Source organism: Zobellia sp. B3R18 (assembly GCF_018860715.1).
GTDB classification, from domain to species: domain Bacteria; phylum Bacteroidota; class Bacteroidia; order Flavobacteriales; family Flavobacteriaceae; genus Zobellia; species Zobellia russellii.
The window spans coordinates 487431-505961 of sequence record NZ_JAHKQG010000011.1 but is presented as its reverse complement, the minus strand read 5'-3'; the positions used below and the strand labels follow the sequence as shown (position 1 = coordinate 505961).

Genomic DNA, 18531 nt, shown 5'->3' with positions numbered 1-18531 from the left:
AACAATAGCGAGAAACAAAGGTATTTTTCAAGCAAAAAATGATGTATTCAAGCGTAAATTTTATGTCTCTTTAAATTCAAACTGATGGCTATTAAAATTTTAGGGCAGACCAGTAGAAGGTTTTTTTTTGTAGTGTTTTAGAGGCGGTTAACAGTAGCTAAAGACCCTTTTTGGATGGGGTTTGTAGCTGTAAGGTCAAGAGTAATCCCTTAAAACAAATGAGTTTTGAGGCGTAAAATAGCCTAAGATATTCAAGGCTATGAATTTGGGAATTTTAGTAGTAGGAGAGCGGTTAGTTCTGTGCGCTTGGCGTTATGAAGAAGTATTTTTATTCTGAGCTGAATATTTACCCGGTGTGGTATTGTACATTTCTTTGAAAAGTTTGCTGAAATGCGTTCGGCTTTTAAATCCGGTCATCGTATAAACTTCGTTTACGGATAAGTCCGGTTGCTGTACCAATAATTCCGCTGCTTTTTTCAGACGGTACATTTTTAGCATTTCAAACGGAGTTTTATCTGTTAATGCCTTCACTTTTTGATAAAAATGTGTCCGGTTAAGATAAAGTTGACGCGCAATTTGGTCCATATCTAGATTTTGATTGTCCAGGTTCTGAGCCATAAGATGGTATAGCTTTTCAAGAAATGCGTTATCGTTTCTAATGTTTAGGTTATTGTCCTTCGTAAGCGGAATACCAATTTTAAAACGCTCCCGTAATCGCTTTTTGTTTTCCAACAATGCTTCGGTGCGGGCAACCAACCGGCGGGCATCAAATGGTTTTTTTATGTAGGCGTCAGCTCCATCCTTAATACCCTGAATCTGATTTTCTATATCGTTCAATGCTGTAAGCAGAATTACCGGAATATGGCTTGTCTTAATATCGGCCTTTATACGTTTACAAAGTTCAAGTCCGTTCATGACGGGCATTTGAATATCACTGATTACCAGGTCTGGCCATTGGTCTTCCATAGCATCCAAACACTCCCTGCCATTGGTAAAGGTTTTTACCTCAAAGAATTTAGAGAGTACTTTTGACACATATAGCCGCATATCCAAGACATCTTCTACATAGAAAATCAAGTGGTCCGTGTAATCTCCGCTGGTTTTTATCTTGGAAATTTCGGTCTTTGCTATAGTTGTTTCGGCATTGGAAACTTTGTTTTCGGCAGATATTATGGCTTTTTCCTTTAGGGCCTGGTCATCTGCAGATTCTTTTTTAACCACCGGTAGACGTACCGTTATGGTCGTTCCTACGCCTATTTCGCTAAATGCTTCTAAATAGCCGTAATGCATTTCCACTAATTTTTTGGAAAAAGCAAGACCTATACCTGAACCTGTTGAATGTACACTTTCTCTTTTTCGTGATTGGTAAAACCTTTCAAAAATGTGGGGCAGGTCATCATCATCTATACCTCTACCGGTATCCGTTACGGAAACAAGTAGGTCTTTATCTTCACTAACATACTTTATGGTAATGACATCATTGGCACCTGTATATTTAAAAGCATTGCTTAAGAGGTTATTGAAAACTTTCTCTAGCTTATCGCGATCTGCAGATACTACTATGTTGGAATCATCGGAAATAACCTGTAACCTTTTATGGCTATTATAGGCCAGGAAATGAAAATCTGGGACTATACTTTCTATAAACTCATCAAAATAGAATCTTGAATAGTCCATCTCCATTAAGTTGGCATCTACACGTTCAAAATCATGAATCTGGTCTATGAGCTGCCCTATTTTTTTGGATTGCCTAGCAATGATGTTCAACTTTTCTTGAGAATCTATATTGTCTCTATACCGTTCCGATAGAAGTTTTACCGGACTGGAAATAAGATTGAGCGGTGTTTTGAGCTCATGGGATATATTGGCGAAAAAACGAAGCTTGGCCGCATTAACCTCCTTTACTTTATCTTTTTCTATTTGTTCTAGTTGAATATTGTAGCGCAGCGACTGTACTTTGATAATATTATATAGAATAACACCTAGAATTAGGAGGAAGGCCAAGGTATAGAGAATATAGGCCAAGGGAGTTTTCCAAAACGGAGGAGAAATAATTATGTTCAATGTCTTAGGTGCAGTCCACTCTCCAATAGAATTTGATGCCGCTACTTCTAAGGAATAGGTTCCGGGTTGTAGACCATTGTAATTGATCATCCGTTGGTCCGAAGTGGTCTGAAACCAATTTTGATCTACAGGTAATAATCTGTATTTTAAAAAATGATTTTCAGTTGATGCAAAATGTAGGGACAATGCTTCTACACTAAAGACATTCTCATTGTATTTAAGTTCTAAGGTCTGCCCGCTATGGAGCCGTTCGGATAGTAAGACCCTTTTATTAATGGTGTCTTGCGGGAATATAGTCTGATTGAAAATCTTAAAGTTTCCAAAGTGCAGTACCGGTAAGGGCTCCGCATCCATTATAGATTTGGGCTTAAAGAAAGAAAAGCCTTCTAGACCGGCCAAGACCAAAGTACCGTTGTTAAGATAGCCCGAAGCATACCAGAAATCTTCAAAGGGCAAACCGTCTTCTTTTCCAAACTTTCTGAACTTTTTTTCCTCAGGGTAAAATTTATTCAGGCCAACGTTGGTGGCTATCCACAAATTACCTTGGCTATCTACGTTTATACTTTTAACAACGTTGTTGGAAAGGCCGTCTTTCTCGGAGTAGGGAATAAATATAGGTTCGTTTTCACTGTTTTCTACTTTGCAGATTCCGGCACCTTCCGTTCCTAACCACAGGTTTCCGCTTGGGGACCTGATTATGGCCGATACAAAATTATTGGGTAGCCCGCCCTCTTTTTTGTCCATCCGTAGATGTTTGACCTCTGCGTTTTTTAGCAATGGGTCATCTTCAATATCTATTCTAAAGAGGCCGTCTTCTGCGGTGCCTACCCAGATAAAATCATACTTTGGGTCTGCATATACGTAACGGGCCAAGATCATTTTAGAATCTTCAAAATAGGGATTGTCGTTCAAGGCTTCTATTCGGGTAACAGAACCTTCTTCGTCTATGGTCAACTTATAGACGCCTATTCTAGTTCCAAGCCAGATGTTTCCCTTCTTGTCTTCGGTGATTTTATAAGAATCAATTTCCGAAAATTCGGGTAGGGAACTTGTATTTATAGGTTGTGGTCTTTTATCGCCTGGATTCAGTTTAAAATAGCCCTTGTTGGCTACTTTCATCCATGTTCGTTTTTTAGAATCTACGTAAACCGAAGAAATCTGAGATTCGTTCTTTTCGTCAAACGTAAAGGGCAAAGGTTTAAATTTTGCTTCCTTGGTATTGAACAAGGCAAGACCTCCTTGGTTTTTTGTGAGGTATACGTTTTGGTTGTCCAGTGGGGCTATATGAATTAAATGGCGGTCACTTACCCCAAATTCATAAGGACTCTTGCCTTTAAATTCCTTAAAAGGATTTTTTTTGAGGTCAAATCTAAAAAGACCTTTGTCAAAAGAGCCTACCCAAAACCTGTTGTTGGATGTAGCTTTAAAGCAACTGATACGAAGCTGTTTGTTCTGGAATTTAAAAAGCGAATAGTCTATGGTGGAATCATACTTTAGGCTATCCGTAGTGTTGATGCGAACCGCGCCATTGTTAAGCGTTCCCAACCAAAGATTGTTTTGATGGTCCAAGCCCGAACTATTAAAGCTTTCTGTGGCCAAGAGGTTGTTCCTTACTATTTGGTATAAATACTTATTATCCTTTTTTTCATATGCTAGAATAGCAAATCCTTTTTTAAGCGTAACTAAAAAAGAAGTTTCGTCCATACGCATTACAGACTCGCTATTAGTAATGGTATTCTCGGCTACTTTAGTGAATTGTTGATTCTTTAAGTTAAATGAAAGCAATCCCGCAGAAGTAGCATAAAGAGAAATAGTATCATCAATGGAAATGGAGTTATAGAATTCTACTGCTCCGTTACTATAGAAAGCGGTAGGTACATACTCTTCCTTTAAGGTATAATCTTCGTCAAAGGCCAAAATGCCGTACTTCTCCGTAGCACAGCGAATGGTTCCGTTATATTGATCAATGACAATATCCCTGACCACGGGCCCTTTAACTCCTTTCTTGGCAAGTTGATTGGAGTAAATGTTCGTGAATTTTTCTAGGTTATAATCATATATAGATATTCCTTCGTCCGTACCGATCCATATGTTGCCTTTGGAATCTTCTTTTAAAGACCTGATACGGTTACTTACAAAGACATCATCGTTTAGGGTGTTTTTAAAGGTCTTGAATTCATATCCATCATAACGGTTGAGGCCTTCAAAGGTGCCTACCCAAATATATCCTCTTGAATCTTCAAGAATGGAGGTTACCCCGTTATGTGCCAACCCGTTGGAAATCGTATAATTTTGCGAAAACTTAAGGCCGCCCTCTTGTGCCGAAAGACACAGGAAGAAGAACAGGCATACAAGTATGGAGTAAACTTTTTTGGACATAAAACCAGAAACCGATTTAGTACCTATATGATATTGGAAATATATTTTCAAGGTAGTAAAAATACTATAGTTGATGCTTAATCTAGCTTTTATTCCAGGTTTGTTGGAGCTAAAATAAATAATAAGTGCCCGTGCGCATTTGGCACAAGGGTATATTCAATTTAAGACAACTTATCGTTTACCACCTTTTCCATATAGCTCATACGGTCCAATGCTTTTTTTGTAAAATTATATAGGCTTAGGCTACGGTCCAAATTTTGATTTTCGTAAGCTACCTTATAATAGATGTTGTTGTTTAGGTAATCTGTTAATGCTCGTATACCGTGCAGAAAAGGCATGAGAACGGCACCCCATGGTAACATTTGTATTTCTGTCTTGGTTAAAAAGGAACTGTTTGTTGCAAGGCCGTCTATGAAAGCCTCAAATAGATCTTCGTTAAAAACAATTTTACTGTGGTCTTTTTCGTCCTCTGCGGCGGTATTGGCTATAGTTCGTACGGCATCGCCAAAATCGTAAAGGAAATAGCCTTTCATAAGCGTGTCCAAATCAATAAGACAAAGCGCTTTGTTGCTCTCTTTTGAAAAGAGAATGTTATTTAGTTTGGTGTCATTATGACAAACCCTGATCGGTAACTTTGTTAAATCTAATATGGAAAGTTTTTTTAAGATCACATTGCTAAAAGCTATGGCCTCTTCGGCAGTTTCCAATTTATTTGGAGCGGCAGATTTAAGGGCAGATTTAAATTGATCTTCCCGTAATGCGATATCATGGAAACGAGGTATAGTATCTACATAATCATTTAAATCCGCTTGTTGTAAAAGTAAATTGAACTTGGAAATTATCCTTCCCGCTTCAAAAGCAATATTAGTGTCTTCCGTAGTGTTGTATGCCGTGCTACCATCAATAAACGTCATTAAACGCCAATGGTTTCCTGTTGGGGAGATATAATGGCTGTTTCCGTTTTGCGGCGGCACCAAGGTTATTTTACTGTAGTCGTGGTCCTGTAAATAGATAAAGGCCTGTTGAATGTTGTTCATGACCCCCTTTACATCTGTAAAAACCAGATGGTTTACACGTTGCAATATGTAGAGTGGGGTAGGGCCATCAAAAACTAAGAAAGTATCATTGATCAAACCGTCTGTTAACGGTTTGATCAAGTACTTTGTTCGGGGCACCGAAAAGTGCCCTAATAGTTCATTAAGGTGTTCTATAGAATACCTGCTCATTATTGTTTTGGCCAAAGCGGAGAAGGGTACTTGCCCGCGTCTGTTTTGCCTTGAAGGTTAGCAACGGCTTTTTCACGGTCGCTGGCGTACGTTACACCAAACCAATCACCGCCAGAAGGTACCACCTTTACTTTTATTTCTCCCGCCTGTAGCATTTCTTGAACCGTTTTAGGAATATATAGTTCGCTAGTTGTAGCTAGGTTGTCATCAGCTAGGAAAGTTCTGAATTCACTTTCGATTTTATCAAAGATAGAAGGTTGGCAGACCCAAAAGTTCATGCTCACCTGTTCTTCGCCGGTATATTCGTTGCCAGAATCAAGATCCAGGACTTTACCATCTTTAGGTTCAAGTTTTAAACGCTCATCAACAGAGATCAAATCGTCTCCGTTAACTTGGCAAACTCCCCTTGAAACGGAACCATGTTCGGACAAGGTATTCTTTAAGGTATACCCAACTAGGGCAAATGTATTGTCATTATTATGCTCACGGGCAAAATTAGCCGCGTTTTCATAAGCGGATTGACCATAAAAATCATCTGCGTTTAAAACTGCAAAAGGACCATTGATCACGTTTCTAGCAGTCCAAACGGCATGCGCCGTACCCCAAGGTTTTTTACGCTCACCTGAGAATGAACATCCTTCTGGTAAATCTGTAATTTCTTGAGCCAAAACATCTAGTTTAATGTTGGCGGGTAATTTTGGTCTTAAATGATTTTCAGCCAAAGAAACATTTTCCTTCTTAGTAATGAGAACAATATGGTCAAAGCCGTTTTTGAGAGCATCATAGATGCCAAACTCCATTAAGAATTCGCCGTTAGGGCCTAAATCGTCAAATTGTTTTAGTTTTCCGTATCTACTACCGCTACCAGCGGCCATTAATAATAAGGTCATGTCTTTCTTTTTTTTGAGAGCCGCTAAAATAAGGTTTTAACCTGAAAACTTGTAGGTCATTTCTATTTACATAACAATTTTTTGACATCTTGTGGATTGCTCAGCATTGATGGTTTAGCCGATAATGGATACATTTTTGGCGTTTGTAAATTGAAATAAAGGCGTAGCAGGCTTTTTAAATATTTTGTGCGAGTCGGTTTTGGGCCTCCTTCAGAATTTCGATAACTCGGTTTTTTAAACTTTTAGGTTCTAGAATTTCGGCGTAATCACAAAACATAAGATACCACCTGGGGAAGCCATTTATAATGTCCGAAGTCATAAAGGTCATAAGAACTTTGTCCTTTTTCACCTCTTCAGATACAAAACCATATTGTTTTCTTCCAGCCGAAATGTACCGGGCAATAGTTTTGTCTATAGAAATCACAACCTTGGTTTTTTTCCTTTCGGGCTGTTTGTTCAAGTGCTCGTCCAATAAGCCATGTTCTAATGTAAAAGGATGGTGGCTTCTGCCAATACGCAGCATTCGGTCCGTTCTAAATTGTCTGTAATCCTTTCTTATGTGGCAATAGCCAAGCACGTACCAAAAATTATTCTCGTGAAAAAGCCCTACAGGTTCAATAAAACGATCGGATGGTTTTTCCGCATTCAAAGAATGATATTTTAGAGATACCTGTTTTTTATCCGCTATACTTTCAAATAGGATTTCCAGTGCGTTGGGTATGTTTTCATCAAAAGGAGTTAGGGACGGGTCTATTAAAATTTGTGCTTCCAGCGTAGATACCCAATCTTTCTCTTTTCCCCTTAAAACCGACTTTACCTTATACATGGCCGATTTATGATGGGTGCCCAATGAGGTGTCCGTAAACTTTTGCATTAATTTTTCTGCGGCAACAAAACTACAGGCTTCTTCTCTGGTAAACATAATAGGGGGGAGACGGTACCCTTCCATAATTGAATACCCTACACCGGCTTCACTTGAAATGGGCACCCCGGATGCTTCTAAAGAGCGAATATCTCTGTAAATGGTGCGGAGGCTTACATCAAAACGATCGGCCAATTCTTGTGCTTTTACAATTCGTTTTGATTGCAGTTGAATTAATATGGCTACTATGCGGTCAAATCTATTAATGGTATCCAATCCCATAAGAGTGCGGTATATATTCCAAAGATAAAACTTCAGAGACTGACCTGAATAATTTCGGAATTTCATTTTTTAGCTGTTCACGTACCTTGCGTACATTTTGTAAGCACAAAGAAAAAGGGAGAGGGTGACAACGGCTTGTCAGCATTACCAAAAAAAAGGTGAAGTTAAGCGCGTAGGGAGGAATCCCGGACTACCAGTGTGGTTTTAATCTCAACTGTTTTAGTGATGACGTCATGGGACGGGTTTTCGATTTCTTCTATGAGATACTTAACGGAGGTGCGACCAATTTTATCACCTGGTTGGTCTACAGTAGTTAGTTCCGGTTGAATAATTTTGGAATTTGCGGAGTTACTAAAGCCTACTACCGCAATTTCTTCAGGTATTTTCACCTTGAATTTATTGAGCGCCTTTATGGCTCCAATGGCGGCGTTGTCCGTAATGGCAAAAATGGCATCCGGCCTTTTTTTCATACTTAGAAGAATGTTGGTAAGGCGCCTACCGTGAATGAGTGAGATATCTTCCGTACTTAAAATAATCTTTTCTCGAATTTTGATGCCGTGGTGTTGCAAAGCGCGAAGGTAACCTGCATAGCGCTTTTCGGAATTGTATGAATTCTCTGTTTCCTTTATAATGGCTATGCGTTCTTTTCCTAACTCAATTAGGTGCTCCACGGCATTAAACGCTGCTTGCTCTTCGTCAATAACAATCTGGGTACACGGTATTTTTTGGGAAACTTTGTCAAACAGGACAACAGGTACCCGATTCAAAGTTTGCAGGAGGTCGTCTATTTTTTCAATTTTTCTGGTGAGCGACATTAAAATGCCATCAACTCCAAACTGGGTCATGGTATTGAGCATTTCCGTCTGTTTGGCTTCGCTGTTATTGGATTCTGATATAATTATTCGGTAACCCTGTTTTTCGGCTTCTTCCAATATGCCCTTGAGAACCGTAGAAGTGAAGTAGTGTGAAATATTGGGAACCACTACCCCTATGATGTTCGTTTTCTGCGACCGGAAACTTCGTGCGAACAAGTTGGGCGAATAGTTCATTTTTCGCGCCAAGTCTTTTACATTTTGCTTTGTGTTTGCATTAATATCCGGATGGTCGTTTAAGGCTCGCGAAACGGTTGATACGGAAAGATTTAATTCTTCTGCAAGTTCCTTTAAAGTGGTGTTGTGTCTTTTGCTCATGATATAAAACCCTATTGATTTTCAGCGTAATGCAATTTTATTTGGCATAAAATTAAGAATTGCAAACGATTGCGGGAACGTTTGCATATCAAATTTGCAATTTTTTTGTCGAAATAATACGATATTCAAATAGTTTTGGCTGTGTATTAACAAATTAACAATAACTCAAGTTCACTCAATTTAAAACTACAATTATGAAAAAGGTAATTTTTGCGGTTGTCGGTCTCCTATTCAGTACTGGTGCTTTTGCCCAGACAGGAATATCCGGAACCATTACGGATAGTGCTGGGGAACCCATTCCAGGAGCGAATATTATACTAGTTGGTAGTACTTCCGGTACCACATCAGATTTTGATGGCAACTATAGGTTTACAACAGATTTAGAAGGTAGCCAAGTCCTAAGAACTTCATATTTAGGATTCACCACGCTTGACAAGCAAGTGGAATTAAATGGAGCGGATATAACCGTAAATTTTGTGCTACAAGAAGGAGGGCAACAATTAGATGAGGTGGTGTTGACCGCGTCCAGTACGTTCAGGTCTCAAAAGCAAGCTCCATTGTCCATTAGCTCTGTAAAAATGAAAGAAATCACGAAACTATCGGCCAATAGCCAGGCAGATATTTTGCGAAGTGTGCCTGGTATTACTGCAGAAGGTGGTGGTGGTGAAACGGCAACTAATGTATTTGTTAGAGGTCTGCCTTCTGGTGGTCAGTATGTATTCAACCCTCTACAATATGATGGTATGCCTTTAATGAGCACCTTTGGCTTAAATTCTTCCGCGCATGATGTATACGCAAGACCGGATATTGGTTTTAAAGGGGTGGAATTTGTACGTGGTGGTTCTGCCATCTTATATGGTGCAGGTTCTGTGGCCGGTATCATTAACTATACAAGTAAAACGGGAGATACCAATCCTGGTAATATTATAAACCTAGAAGTTGCCAATATGGGACGGTTAAAAACCGACTTCTACAGCGGTGGCCAATTGGGTGGAGAAGATTCCAATACCTACTATGCTTTTACCGGATTTGTAAGACATGATCGTGGACCCATAGATACAGGGTTGCCTACAAAAGGGGTGCAGTTCAGAGCCAATATTAAGAAGAAATTTGATAAAGGTTCGTTTACCGTACATGGTCAGTTTATTAACGATAAGGCCCAGTTCTACCTTCCGTTACCTTTGTCCGGTGGAAGTAGAGAGCGTTTGGCCGGAAATGACGGTGAACCAGTAGAACAGTTATTAACCGGTGAACTGGCCAATACTTCTTTCCTTACCCCAGGAGGGACTTACAATAGCCCTATTGCCGATGGTGTTTCTACCACAGGTGGTTACCTTTTGGCAGATTTTGACTACAGATTGGAAGATGACCTAAGATTTAAGTCTAAAGTAAAATACGCAAACTACAAACATAATTTTGCCCTTTATGTTGGTGGAAACGGAGATAATGGTAATCCTATTACGTTGGATAACTACGTGGCAAGCATTGCTCCTGGCAATCTAGGGTACACCGCACAGTACCAAGGAGGAAACCCTAATTCACAAATAAACGGTTCAGATTTGGTAATAGACAACCTTCACGTAGACCGTTTACGACCAATGACGGATTATTCCGGAGAGGCTTCGTTGACAAAATCCATTGAAACCATGAACGGCGGCAGCCACAACATAACCTTAGGTACTTTTATAGCACGTACAGAGGCAGAGGATGTAAATTACCAGTATCGTGTTTTGTCCGAGTTCAACAATGCCCCTAGATTGGTAAACTTGAACTATACGGATGGAACCGGAGATAATGTAGTTTATTCGGAAGGCGGTTTGTACAACCGTATCGGTCAGACCTCAAATAACTTCCTATCCCAGAATAGAATGGCTTTTTATCTAACCGATGAGATGATTTTTGATAGATGGCGTTTTGATGTAGGCTTCAGATATGAGCATACAGATGGTGAGAACGCCAAGGGCGGAATAACAAGTGCAACGGTTTATGACAACCCCGAGTTGACTACAGCATTGAGCGATGTGCAAACTGCAGATGGAAGCTTCATTAGGTCTTCTATTAAAGCTTCAGGTTGGGCGGTTTCTTTTGCCGGTCTTTATGAGTTGAGCGATGCAACCAACCTTTATGCTAACTTCTCAAAAGGGTATTTCTTCCCTCAAATAAGGGGTTTTGCACCAGTAGCGGGTATTTCTGAAAATCCGTACGACCCAGAAAATATTATTCAGTTTGAGGCCGGTGCCAAGTTTGGTACGCCTAAGTTCTCCGGATCGGTTGCCGCTTACTATGTGGCTTTAAAGGACAGGGTTAAAATACAGCAAGCTATTGTTGGCGGACAGTTAATTGATGAAACCCGTTCTGAGCAAGATACTAGAACCATTGGTTTGGAGGCAACAGGTGATTATGAAGTGGCGAGTAATTTTAACCTAAGGGGAACAGTAACCTACCAAGGTCATGAAATTACTAAAAACACAGACTTTGATTTGGTGAACGGCACCTCTACAGAAGCCAACGTAGGAAATAAATTAGCAAGACAACCTAACTTTTTAGGGTCTTTGGGAGCTTATTATGACAACAATAAATTTGATGCCAACTTTGGTGTGAATTACACGGGCAGTAAATATGCTTCTGATGTTAATGACATAGAACTAGATGCTATTCCAATTGGTAGATTGGGTGCAGGTTACACTTTTGGTAAACCGGAAGAAAACCAATCCGTGCGTTTAGGTTTTTCCATCTTCAACTTGTTTGATAGTGATGGTATTACGGAAGGTAACCCGAGGGCAGGTGCCGCTGGCCAGAGCGAAACAGAGTTTTTTGTAGGTCGTCCCATACTTCCAAGAAGGTTCTTCTTGACGGCCACTTTCAACTTCTAAAAATCAATTTAAGATTTAGTTAAGTAGTTTTTAATTCAAAGGCACATTGGTGGTGGCTTGCTGCCAATGTGTTTTATTCTTACGCATGTTATGAAAGAAAATATAATCAATAGGGCAATTAGCGTTTTAGATGCCAATTTTCAAGAAGGAGGTTTTACTATCCCCAGTAAGGGACTCTATCCGTTCCAATGGAAATGGGATAGTGGTTTTATTGCGGTTGGCCTTGCCCATTACAATACCCATCACGCAAAAACGGAAATAGAGACTTTGTTGAATGCACAGTGGGATAATGGCTTTATACCGCACATTGTTTTTCATACAGATGATGATTCTTATTTTCCGGGGCATGATTTTCATAGATCGGATCTGCATCCTCTTTCTTCAAAGCAATATAAATCTACTGGAATGACCCAACCTCCGGTTACAGGGTTTATTCTACAGGATATGCTCAACATTGTAGAGGATAAGGAAGATATGCTCAATTTTATAAAAGGGCAGATAGATAAGGTATATGACAACCATGTATATTTCTATGAAAACCGAGACCCTCAAAATGAAGGTTTGGTTTACATTTATCATAATTGGGAATCCGGAACGGACAACTCTCCGGTATGGGACGATATTTGGGATACGATGAATCCGCCGGAATATACTTTTGAACGAAAGGATACCACTCATGTTGATGCTTCGGAAAGACCATCCAAGAGAGAGTACGACCATTATTTATACATCATTGATATTGCAAAAGAGAACAACTATGATGATACTAAAATAGCCGAACTTTCCCCTTTTTTGGTGCAAGATCCACTGTTCAATGCCATGCTCATTAAATCAAATCAGGCTTTAATAGAGCTTTATGAAATGATAGGAGGTAATGAAGATAAAATAGCCTACCTGCGTAAAAACCAGGAAAAGAGTATTGCATCTTTTAATAAAAAACTATGGAATACGGAATTGGGCGCTTATGTTCATTTTGATTTAAGGAATGAAAAGCCGATCAGGCACGTCTCCTCATCTTCCTTTTCTCCATTGTTCGCTGTAATTCCCAGTAAAGAAAGAGCTGAGGAATTAGTACATACCATGATGGATCGCTTTGGTGGAGATGACAAATACCTTTGTGCATCCTTTGATCCTACTGATGATCGTTTTAATCCAAGAAAATACTGGAGAGGACCTGTGTGGATCAATATGAATTGGATGTTGTACCGCGGATTAAAGGATTATGGTTACAATGATATTGCAGATCGCGTTAAGCAAGATTCCATAGAACTTATTGAGAGAGACGGCTTTTTTGAATATTTCGATTGTAGAAAAGATACAAGAGAGGAAAAAAGAAAAGGATATGGTGGTGATAACTTCTCGTGGAGTGCAGCTCTGGTAATAGACTTGTTAAAGAGTTAAAAGTACTCTGTTGTAATGTAGATTGAGGATAGGAGGCAAGTCTATGTATGCGTATAACCTGGGCGGTTATCGTAGACTGGTTGCTAGTTGTTGAGCGTCTCTTGTTCTCATGAGACTCAAAATGGCGGTAAATTGTTAGTTGAATACAATTTCCGCCATGGAGAGTCAATTATATTAAAATGTAAGATATTTCTGCTGTATTTTTAGAATTCTAAAATAATTGTATGGCAAATGTTTATCATATTCTGAGTGTTGAACAGAATAAAGAATAGGACACCAAACCAAAAGTATTTGTACTCATGAATTATTTAGACTATATCATAATCGTTCTTTACCTAGTAGCCTTTTTGGGGCTGGGCTTTTTGTTCAAGGAAAATAATTCCGGGGGCGATTATTTCCTAGGGGGGAGAAAAACATCCTGGTTGCCCTTAAGCCTTTCGGCTATGGCTACACAACTTTCGGCTATCAGTTTTATATCTGCACCGGCCTTTGTTGGGCTAAAAGATGGTGGAGGTATGCAATGGCTGGCCTATGAATTAGGAGTTCCTCTGGCAATGGCTTTTTTACTGATTGCAGTACTGCCAACTTTATATAAATCTGGAATTGTAAGTGTTTATGAATATTTGGAAAAACGTTTTGATGCTTCATCTCGTTTGCTTATCAGTTTTGTCTTTCAAATAAGTAGGTCGGTAGCAACAGGTGTAATGGTCTATACCATGGCATTGATTCTACAAGCAACCATACAGTTGGATTTTTGGATATCCATTTTGATCATAGGTTTGATTACCATGGTTTACTCCTACCAAGGGGGAATGAAAGCGGTTATTTGGGGAGATGTTATCCAAATGAGTATTCTTTTCATTGGTATTATTATTTGTCTTTTCTACGGGTTTAGTGAGTTGGGCGGCATGGATAATTTTTTGACCCATGTGGATAGGGACCGTGTTACGGCTATTGATTTTAGCAAATGGGGTTTTTCAAATGCAGAGGGTAATGACGAATTTGGTTTTTGGCCCATGGTAATTGGGGGCTTTTTTCTATATGCTTCCTACTATGGAACTGATCAGACCCAGTCACAACGGTTGTTGTCTTCAAGCAGCATGTCCAATCTTAAAAAGTTAATGATGGCCAATGGCCTGCTCAGGTTTCCCTTTACGTTAACTTATTGTATTATGGGACTTGTATTGGGTACTCTCTTGGTTCAGGATGCAAGTTTTCAGGAACAGATGGATCTGGTTTATCAAGCCAATATTTCGTCCTTGGAAGGAAAAAAGGCAGATTTAATGGTGCCTGTTTTCATTATAAAATATTTGCCAAATGGTGTTATAGGTATACTTATCGTTGCCATTATGTCTGCGGCTATGTCTACTCTAAGTTCTACCGTAAATTCCCTTTCCGCAGTTACTATGGAGGATTTTGTGAAACGGTTTAACCCCAATATGGCTGACAAAAAATATATGACCTACTCAAAGCTGTTATCTATCTTTTGGGGACTTGTATGTCTGTTTTTTGCCTTTTTTGCGGGAAATATAGAAGGTACGGTCATAGAGGTCATTAATAAAATAAGTTCCGTTTTTTACGGACCTATATTGGCGGCATTTATTCTGGCAATTCTTACCAAGAGAACACATGCCCTTGGAGCTAATATTGGAATTGTGGTTGGGGTGTTGTTTAATATCTATCTTTGGTTATATGTGCCCCAAATCTTCTGGTTCTGGTGGAACGCCCTAGGATGTTTGGTTACTGTTTTGGTAGCTCTTGCGGTCAGTTATACGGTTAAGAGGGAAGTTAATGAAGGCTTGGAGGTGGTTTACTATTCCGGGAAGAAAGAGGTGGCTATTTTGTTAGCCTATTTTGCGGCTATAGTAATGTTCAGTATTTCGTTGCCTAGTATTTTGAACTAAAATCACATTTATGAAGTTTATAATAGCCCCAGATAAATTTAAAGGTTCCCTTAATGGATTTGAATTTTGTGACGCTGTAGAGGAGGGTTTAAAGAAGGTGTTTAATGATGCCGAAATCTTAAAAATGCCTTTGGCCGATGGTGGGGACGGCACTATTGATGTGGTTAAACATTATATACAGGGGGAGAAGGTTGCCATAACGGTAAACGACCCCTTATTCAGGCCTATAAACGCCTCATATTTATATGCGGCTGAAACTCATATTGCGTATATAGAAATGGCGGAAGCATCCGGACTAAAATTATTAGAGGATGCGGATAGAAATTGTATGTATACCACTACTTTTGGAACAGGGGAGCTTATTGCGGACGCGCTAGAAAGGGGAGCAAAAGAAATTATTTTGGGAATAGGTGGAAGCGCCACGAACGATGGCGGTATGGGTATGGCCAATGCCTTGGGATATCGTTTTTTAGGTGACTTCAGTAAGGAGTTAGAGCCTATAGGAAGTAGTCTAAATAGAGTAAAGAGTATTGATGCTTCACAGGTGCATCCGTTGTTGGCCAATGCCAAATTCAAAATTGCTTGCGATGTTTCCAATCCATTTTATGGTGAAAATGGTGCGGCAAAAATATACGGGACGCAAAAAGGAGCTTCCGCAGAGGAAATTGAAATTCTAGATAAAGGCTTAAAGAGTTTTGCCAAAGTAGCGTTGGACACCTACGATATAAATCTTCAAAAAATAAAAGGTTCAGGTGCCGCTGGTGGAATTGGGGGTGGGGCTATCCTTTTTCTAAGGGGAGAGCTGACCTCCGGTATAGATTTGGTAAAGGAACTGGCTCATTTTGATGACGCAATTGCAGATGCCGATTGGATTATTTCGGGTGAAGGCCAACTAGATGAACAGACCTTATCCGGTAAAACTATTAATGGAGTGGTCAATTCTGCCCAGAAAAATAACATTTCGGTTGCTGCGCTGTGTGGTTCGGTTTCTATATCCATAGAACAGCAAGAAAAGTTTGGTTTGGCCTATGTAAATTCAATCGTAAGGGGAATTTCTACTTTACCCCAGGCTATGGCTTCCAGTTATTCAAATTTGGTAAATGCCAGTTATAATTTCGCCAAGCTGATACAATAGGGTTGGTGTAATCGACTTTAAATCAGCTTAAAATATGAAGTGGGTTTTAATCGATTTAAAAAAATATAGCATTTCAATTTTACTACTGACAAACTGCTGTCACTGCCCCCTTTTACATTTGTTCTTGTAATACAATACGAACCTTAAAAATGTAAATTATGAACACAGCAATTTCTCCTAACGAACAAGTAGCACAAGTAATTCTTCCTGCCGAACTATTGGCCCATTGGCAAGGGCATAGAACTTTGACCAGAAAGGTAATTGAAGCTTTTCCAGAGAAAGATTATTTTGATTTCTCCATTGGCGGTATGCGCCCGTTTTCAAAAATGGTTGATGAATTGTTAAGCATTGCGGGGCCGGGTATTCAGGAAATAGTTACAGGTACGGCGGTGCCTTTTACGGAAGAGGTAGCTCACGGAAACAGTAAAAGCAAGGTGTTGGAGCTTTGGGATAAAACTACAGAAGAAATCAATGCCAACTGGTCTAAGATAGGAATTGAAAAATTTCAGGAGACCATTAAATTGTTTGGGGAGTATGAAGGTACTATCATATCATCTATTCAATATTTTATAGATAATGAAATACACCACAGAGGTCAGGGGTATGTGTATTTACGGGCCTTGGGTATTGAGCCGCCCATGTTTTATGATAGGTCGGAAGCTTAAATCTTGGGTATGACTGTTCTAGTTTTTAAAACAACTGTAGGAAAACGAAAGGAAATAAGGCATTTAAAGCCCTTTTTAAATCGTATGGTAGAACCCGAAGGTAGATGGAATTTTGACTTGGAGGATTGTGACAATATCCTCCGGGTCGAAACCTGTCAGCATTCCTCTAAGGTAGCCTCACTGTTACAAGAGCAAGGTTTTGCCTGTGAGGAGCTATAATCTCGGCACCTGATAAATATCATATTTTAAGTATTGTAACTGGACTAAGTTTGTAGCAAACAAGATATAATTTATGTGCAGTTTAGTTCAGAAGTATAACGTTGCCGGACCTAGATATACCAGTTACCCCACTGTTCCATACTGGAATATGGATAATTTTTCGGTTAAGAAATGGAAATCCAGTTTAATCCAAAGTTTTGAAGAAAGCAATACAGAAGAAGGCATAAGTTTATATATACATTTACCGTTTTGCGAAAGCATGTGCACGTTTTGTGGCTGCCACAAGCGTATTACACAAAGGCATGAGGTAGAGGAACCGTACATCCGGTCCGTATTAAAGGAATGGAAACTGTATTGTGACTTATTCTCGGAACGCCCAATTATAAAAGAACTGCATTTGGGAGGTGGTACACCTACTTTTTTCTCTCCTGAGCACCTAAAAAACCTGATCAAAGGTATTTTTAGCCTAGCCAAAAAAGCCCAGGGCTATGAGTTTAGTTTTGAGGGTCACCCTAATAATACTACCAAAGAACATTTACAGGCGCTATATGATGTTGGTTTTAGGCGCGTAAGTTTTGGCGTTCAGGATTACAATATAAAAGTACAGCAAGCTATACACCGTATACAACCGTTTGCCAACGTAAAAAATGTTACGCAATGGGCCAGGCAGATTGGCTACACCTCTGTGGGCCACGACATTATTTTTGGCCTTCCCTTTCAAAAAGAGGAACATGTAAAGGAAACTATTTTGCGCACAAAAGAATTACGACCAGACCGTTTGGCTTTTTATAGCTACGCGCATGTGCCTTGGTTAAAAGGAAATGGCCAAAGAGGTTACAAGGATGCCGATTTGCCAACGGCCGAAGAGAAACGCCAACAGTACGAGACCGGTAAGGCCCTGTTAGCAGAAGTCGGTTATCATGAAATTGGTATGGACCACTTTGCTCTTTCAACAGATTCACTTTACAAATCCATGGAATCCGGTAGTTTACACAGAAATTTTATGGGGTATACCGCATCTAAGACCCAAGCCATGATTGGTTTGGGAGCTTCGAGCATTAGTGATAGTTGGTACGGTTTTGCCCAGAACGTAAAAGGTATTGAAGAATACCAACATTTGGTTGAAAATGGAGTTATTCCAGTTTATAGAGGTCATATCTTAACGGATGAAGATCGCGTAATTAGGAAGCATATCCTAAATTTAATGTGCGGTTTTAAAACCTCATGGGGTTTGTTCAGTCAACGTTTTGAAAGAATAGATGAGGTGGTGGAAAGGCTGCGTGTTATGGAAGAGGATAAATTGGTAAATATAGGTTGCTCAGGTATAGAGGTAACCGAAAAAGGACGCCCTTTCATCAGGAATATATGTATGGCGTTTGATGTGCTGTTACATAAAAAAGAGCCCCAAAGAAGATTATTTTCTATGACCGTTTAAAGTTGC

At 39.6% G+C, this 18531-nt stretch carries 12 protein-coding genes; 7 read left to right on the top strand and 5 right to left on the bottom strand.

Annotated features, from left to right (window positions below):
- Positions 1–312: 312 nt before the first annotated feature.
- The 5 genes from KO513_RS08655 to KO513_RS08635 form a co-directional block, all read right to left on the bottom strand.
- Positions 313–4443: a hybrid sensor histidine kinase/response regulator transcription factor gene (locus KO513_RS08655; RefSeq protein ID WP_215913059.1), complete on the bottom strand. Its 4131-nt coding sequence runs from the start codon at positions 4441–4443 to the stop codon at positions 313–315.
- Positions 4444–4604: 161 nt separating this feature from the next.
- The gene (locus KO513_RS08650) at positions 4605–5669 is read right to left on the bottom strand and encodes a phosphotransferase enzyme family protein (protein WP_215913058.1); all 1065 of its coding nucleotides are present in this window, start codon (positions 5667–5669) and stop codon (positions 4605–4607) included.
- On the bottom strand, positions 5669–6559 hold the full coding sequence (locus KO513_RS08645; protein WP_215438620.1) for a nucleotidyltransferase family protein: 891 nt from the start codon (positions 6557–6559) through the stop codon (positions 5669–5671). Before KO513_RS08645 ends, KO513_RS08650 begins: the two co-directional genes overlap by 1 nt.
- 175 nt (positions 6560–6734) lie before the next feature.
- On the bottom strand, positions 6735–7703 hold the full coding sequence (locus KO513_RS08640; protein ID WP_215913994.1) for a helix-turn-helix transcriptional regulator: 969 nt from the start codon (positions 7701–7703) through the stop codon (positions 6735–6737).
- Between the two features lie 164 nt (positions 7704–7867).
- The gene (locus tag KO513_RS08635; RefSeq protein ID WP_215913057.1) at positions 7868–8893 is read right to left on the bottom strand and encodes a LacI family DNA-binding transcriptional regulator; all 1026 of its coding nucleotides are present in this window, start codon (positions 8891–8893) and stop codon (positions 7868–7870) included.
- A gap of 194 nt (positions 8894–9087) precedes the next feature.
- Between KO513_RS08635 and KO513_RS08630 the strand changes: the two genes are divergently transcribed.
- The 7 genes from KO513_RS08630 (at position 9088) to hemN (ending at position 18525) form a co-directional block, all read left to right on the top strand.
- Entirely contained in the window at positions 9088–11766 is a 2679-nt protein-coding gene (locus KO513_RS08630) for a TonB-dependent receptor domain-containing protein (RefSeq protein ID WP_215913056.1), read from the top strand.
- 90 nt (positions 11767–11856) lie between these two features.
- Complete coding sequence (locus KO513_RS08625; RefSeq protein WP_215913055.1) at positions 11857–13167, top strand: MGH1-like glycoside hydrolase domain-containing protein; 1311 nt, start codon at positions 11857–11859, stop codon at positions 13165–13167.
- Between the two features lie 299 nt (positions 13168–13466).
- Complete coding sequence (locus KO513_RS08620) at positions 13467–15071, top strand: sodium:solute symporter (RefSeq protein ID WP_215913054.1); 1605 nt, start codon at positions 13467–13469, stop codon at positions 15069–15071.
- Between the two features lie 10 nt (positions 15072–15081).
- Positions 15082–16206: a glycerate kinase gene (locus tag KO513_RS08615; protein WP_215913053.1), complete on the top strand. Its 1125-nt coding sequence runs from the start codon at positions 15082–15084 to the stop codon at positions 16204–16206.
- Positions 16207–16364: 158 nt separating this feature from the next.
- Positions 16365–16871 carry a DinB family protein gene (locus KO513_RS08610; protein WP_215913052.1) on the top strand — a complete coding sequence of 169 codons (507 nt, stop codon included), beginning with the start codon at positions 16365–16367 and terminating at the stop codon, positions 16869–16871.
- A 9-nt stretch (positions 16872–16880) separates the two neighbouring features.
- On the top strand, positions 16881–17090 hold the full coding sequence (locus tag KO513_RS08605; protein WP_215913051.1) for a hypothetical protein: 210 nt from the start codon (positions 16881–16883) through the stop codon (positions 17088–17090).
- Positions 17091–17163: 73 nt separating this feature from the next.
- Positions 17164–18525 carry an oxygen-independent coproporphyrinogen III oxidase gene (gene hemN, locus KO513_RS08600; RefSeq protein WP_215913050.1) on the top strand — a complete coding sequence of 454 codons (1362 nt, stop codon included), beginning with the start codon at positions 17164–17166 and terminating at the stop codon, positions 18523–18525.
- Positions 18526–18531: the final 6 nt, after the last annotated feature.

Excerpts from the sequence above, each read along its gene's own strand:
- KO513_RS08635 (WP_215913057.1), bottom strand. The coding sequence starts at position 8,893 with ATGAGCAAAAGACACAACACCACTTTAAAGGAACTTGCAGAAGAATTA.
- KO513_RS08650 (WP_215913058.1), bottom strand. The coding sequence starts at position 5,669 with ATGAGCAGGTATTCTATAGAACACCTTAATGAACTATTAGGGCACTTT.
- KO513_RS08615 (WP_215913053.1), top strand. The coding sequence starts at position 15,082 with ATGAAGTTTATAATAGCCCCAGATAAATTTAAAGGTTCCCTTAATGGA.
- KO513_RS08655 (WP_215913059.1), bottom strand. The coding sequence starts at position 4,443 with ATGTCCAAAAAAGTTTACTCCATACTTGTATGCCTGTTCTTCTTCCTG.
- KO513_RS08625 (WP_215913055.1), top strand. The coding sequence starts at position 11,857 with ATGAAAGAAAATATAATCAATAGGGCAATTAGCGTTTTAGATGCCAAT.
- hemN (WP_215913050.1), top strand. The coding sequence starts at position 17,164 with ATGTGCAGTTTAGTTCAGAAGTATAACGTTGCCGGACCTAGATATACC.
- KO513_RS08640 (WP_215913994.1), bottom strand. The coding sequence starts at position 7,703 with ATGGGATTGGATACCATTAATAGATTTGACCGCATAGTAGCCATATTA.
- KO513_RS08620 (WP_215913054.1), top strand. The coding sequence starts at position 13,467 with ATGAATTATTTAGACTATATCATAATCGTTCTTTACCTAGTAGCCTTT.
- KO513_RS08610 (WP_215913052.1), top strand. The coding sequence starts at position 16,365 with ATGAACACAGCAATTTCTCCTAACGAACAAGTAGCACAAGTAATTCTT.
- KO513_RS08630 (WP_215913056.1), top strand. The coding sequence starts at position 9,088 with ATGAAAAAGGTAATTTTTGCGGTTGTCGGTCTCCTATTCAGTACTGGT.
- KO513_RS08645 (WP_215438620.1), bottom strand. The coding sequence starts at position 6,559 with ATGACCTTATTATTAATGGCCGCTGGTAGCGGTAGTAGATACGGAAAA.
- KO513_RS08605 (WP_215913051.1), top strand. The coding sequence starts at position 16,881 with ATGACTGTTCTAGTTTTTAAAACAACTGTAGGAAAACGAAAGGAAATA.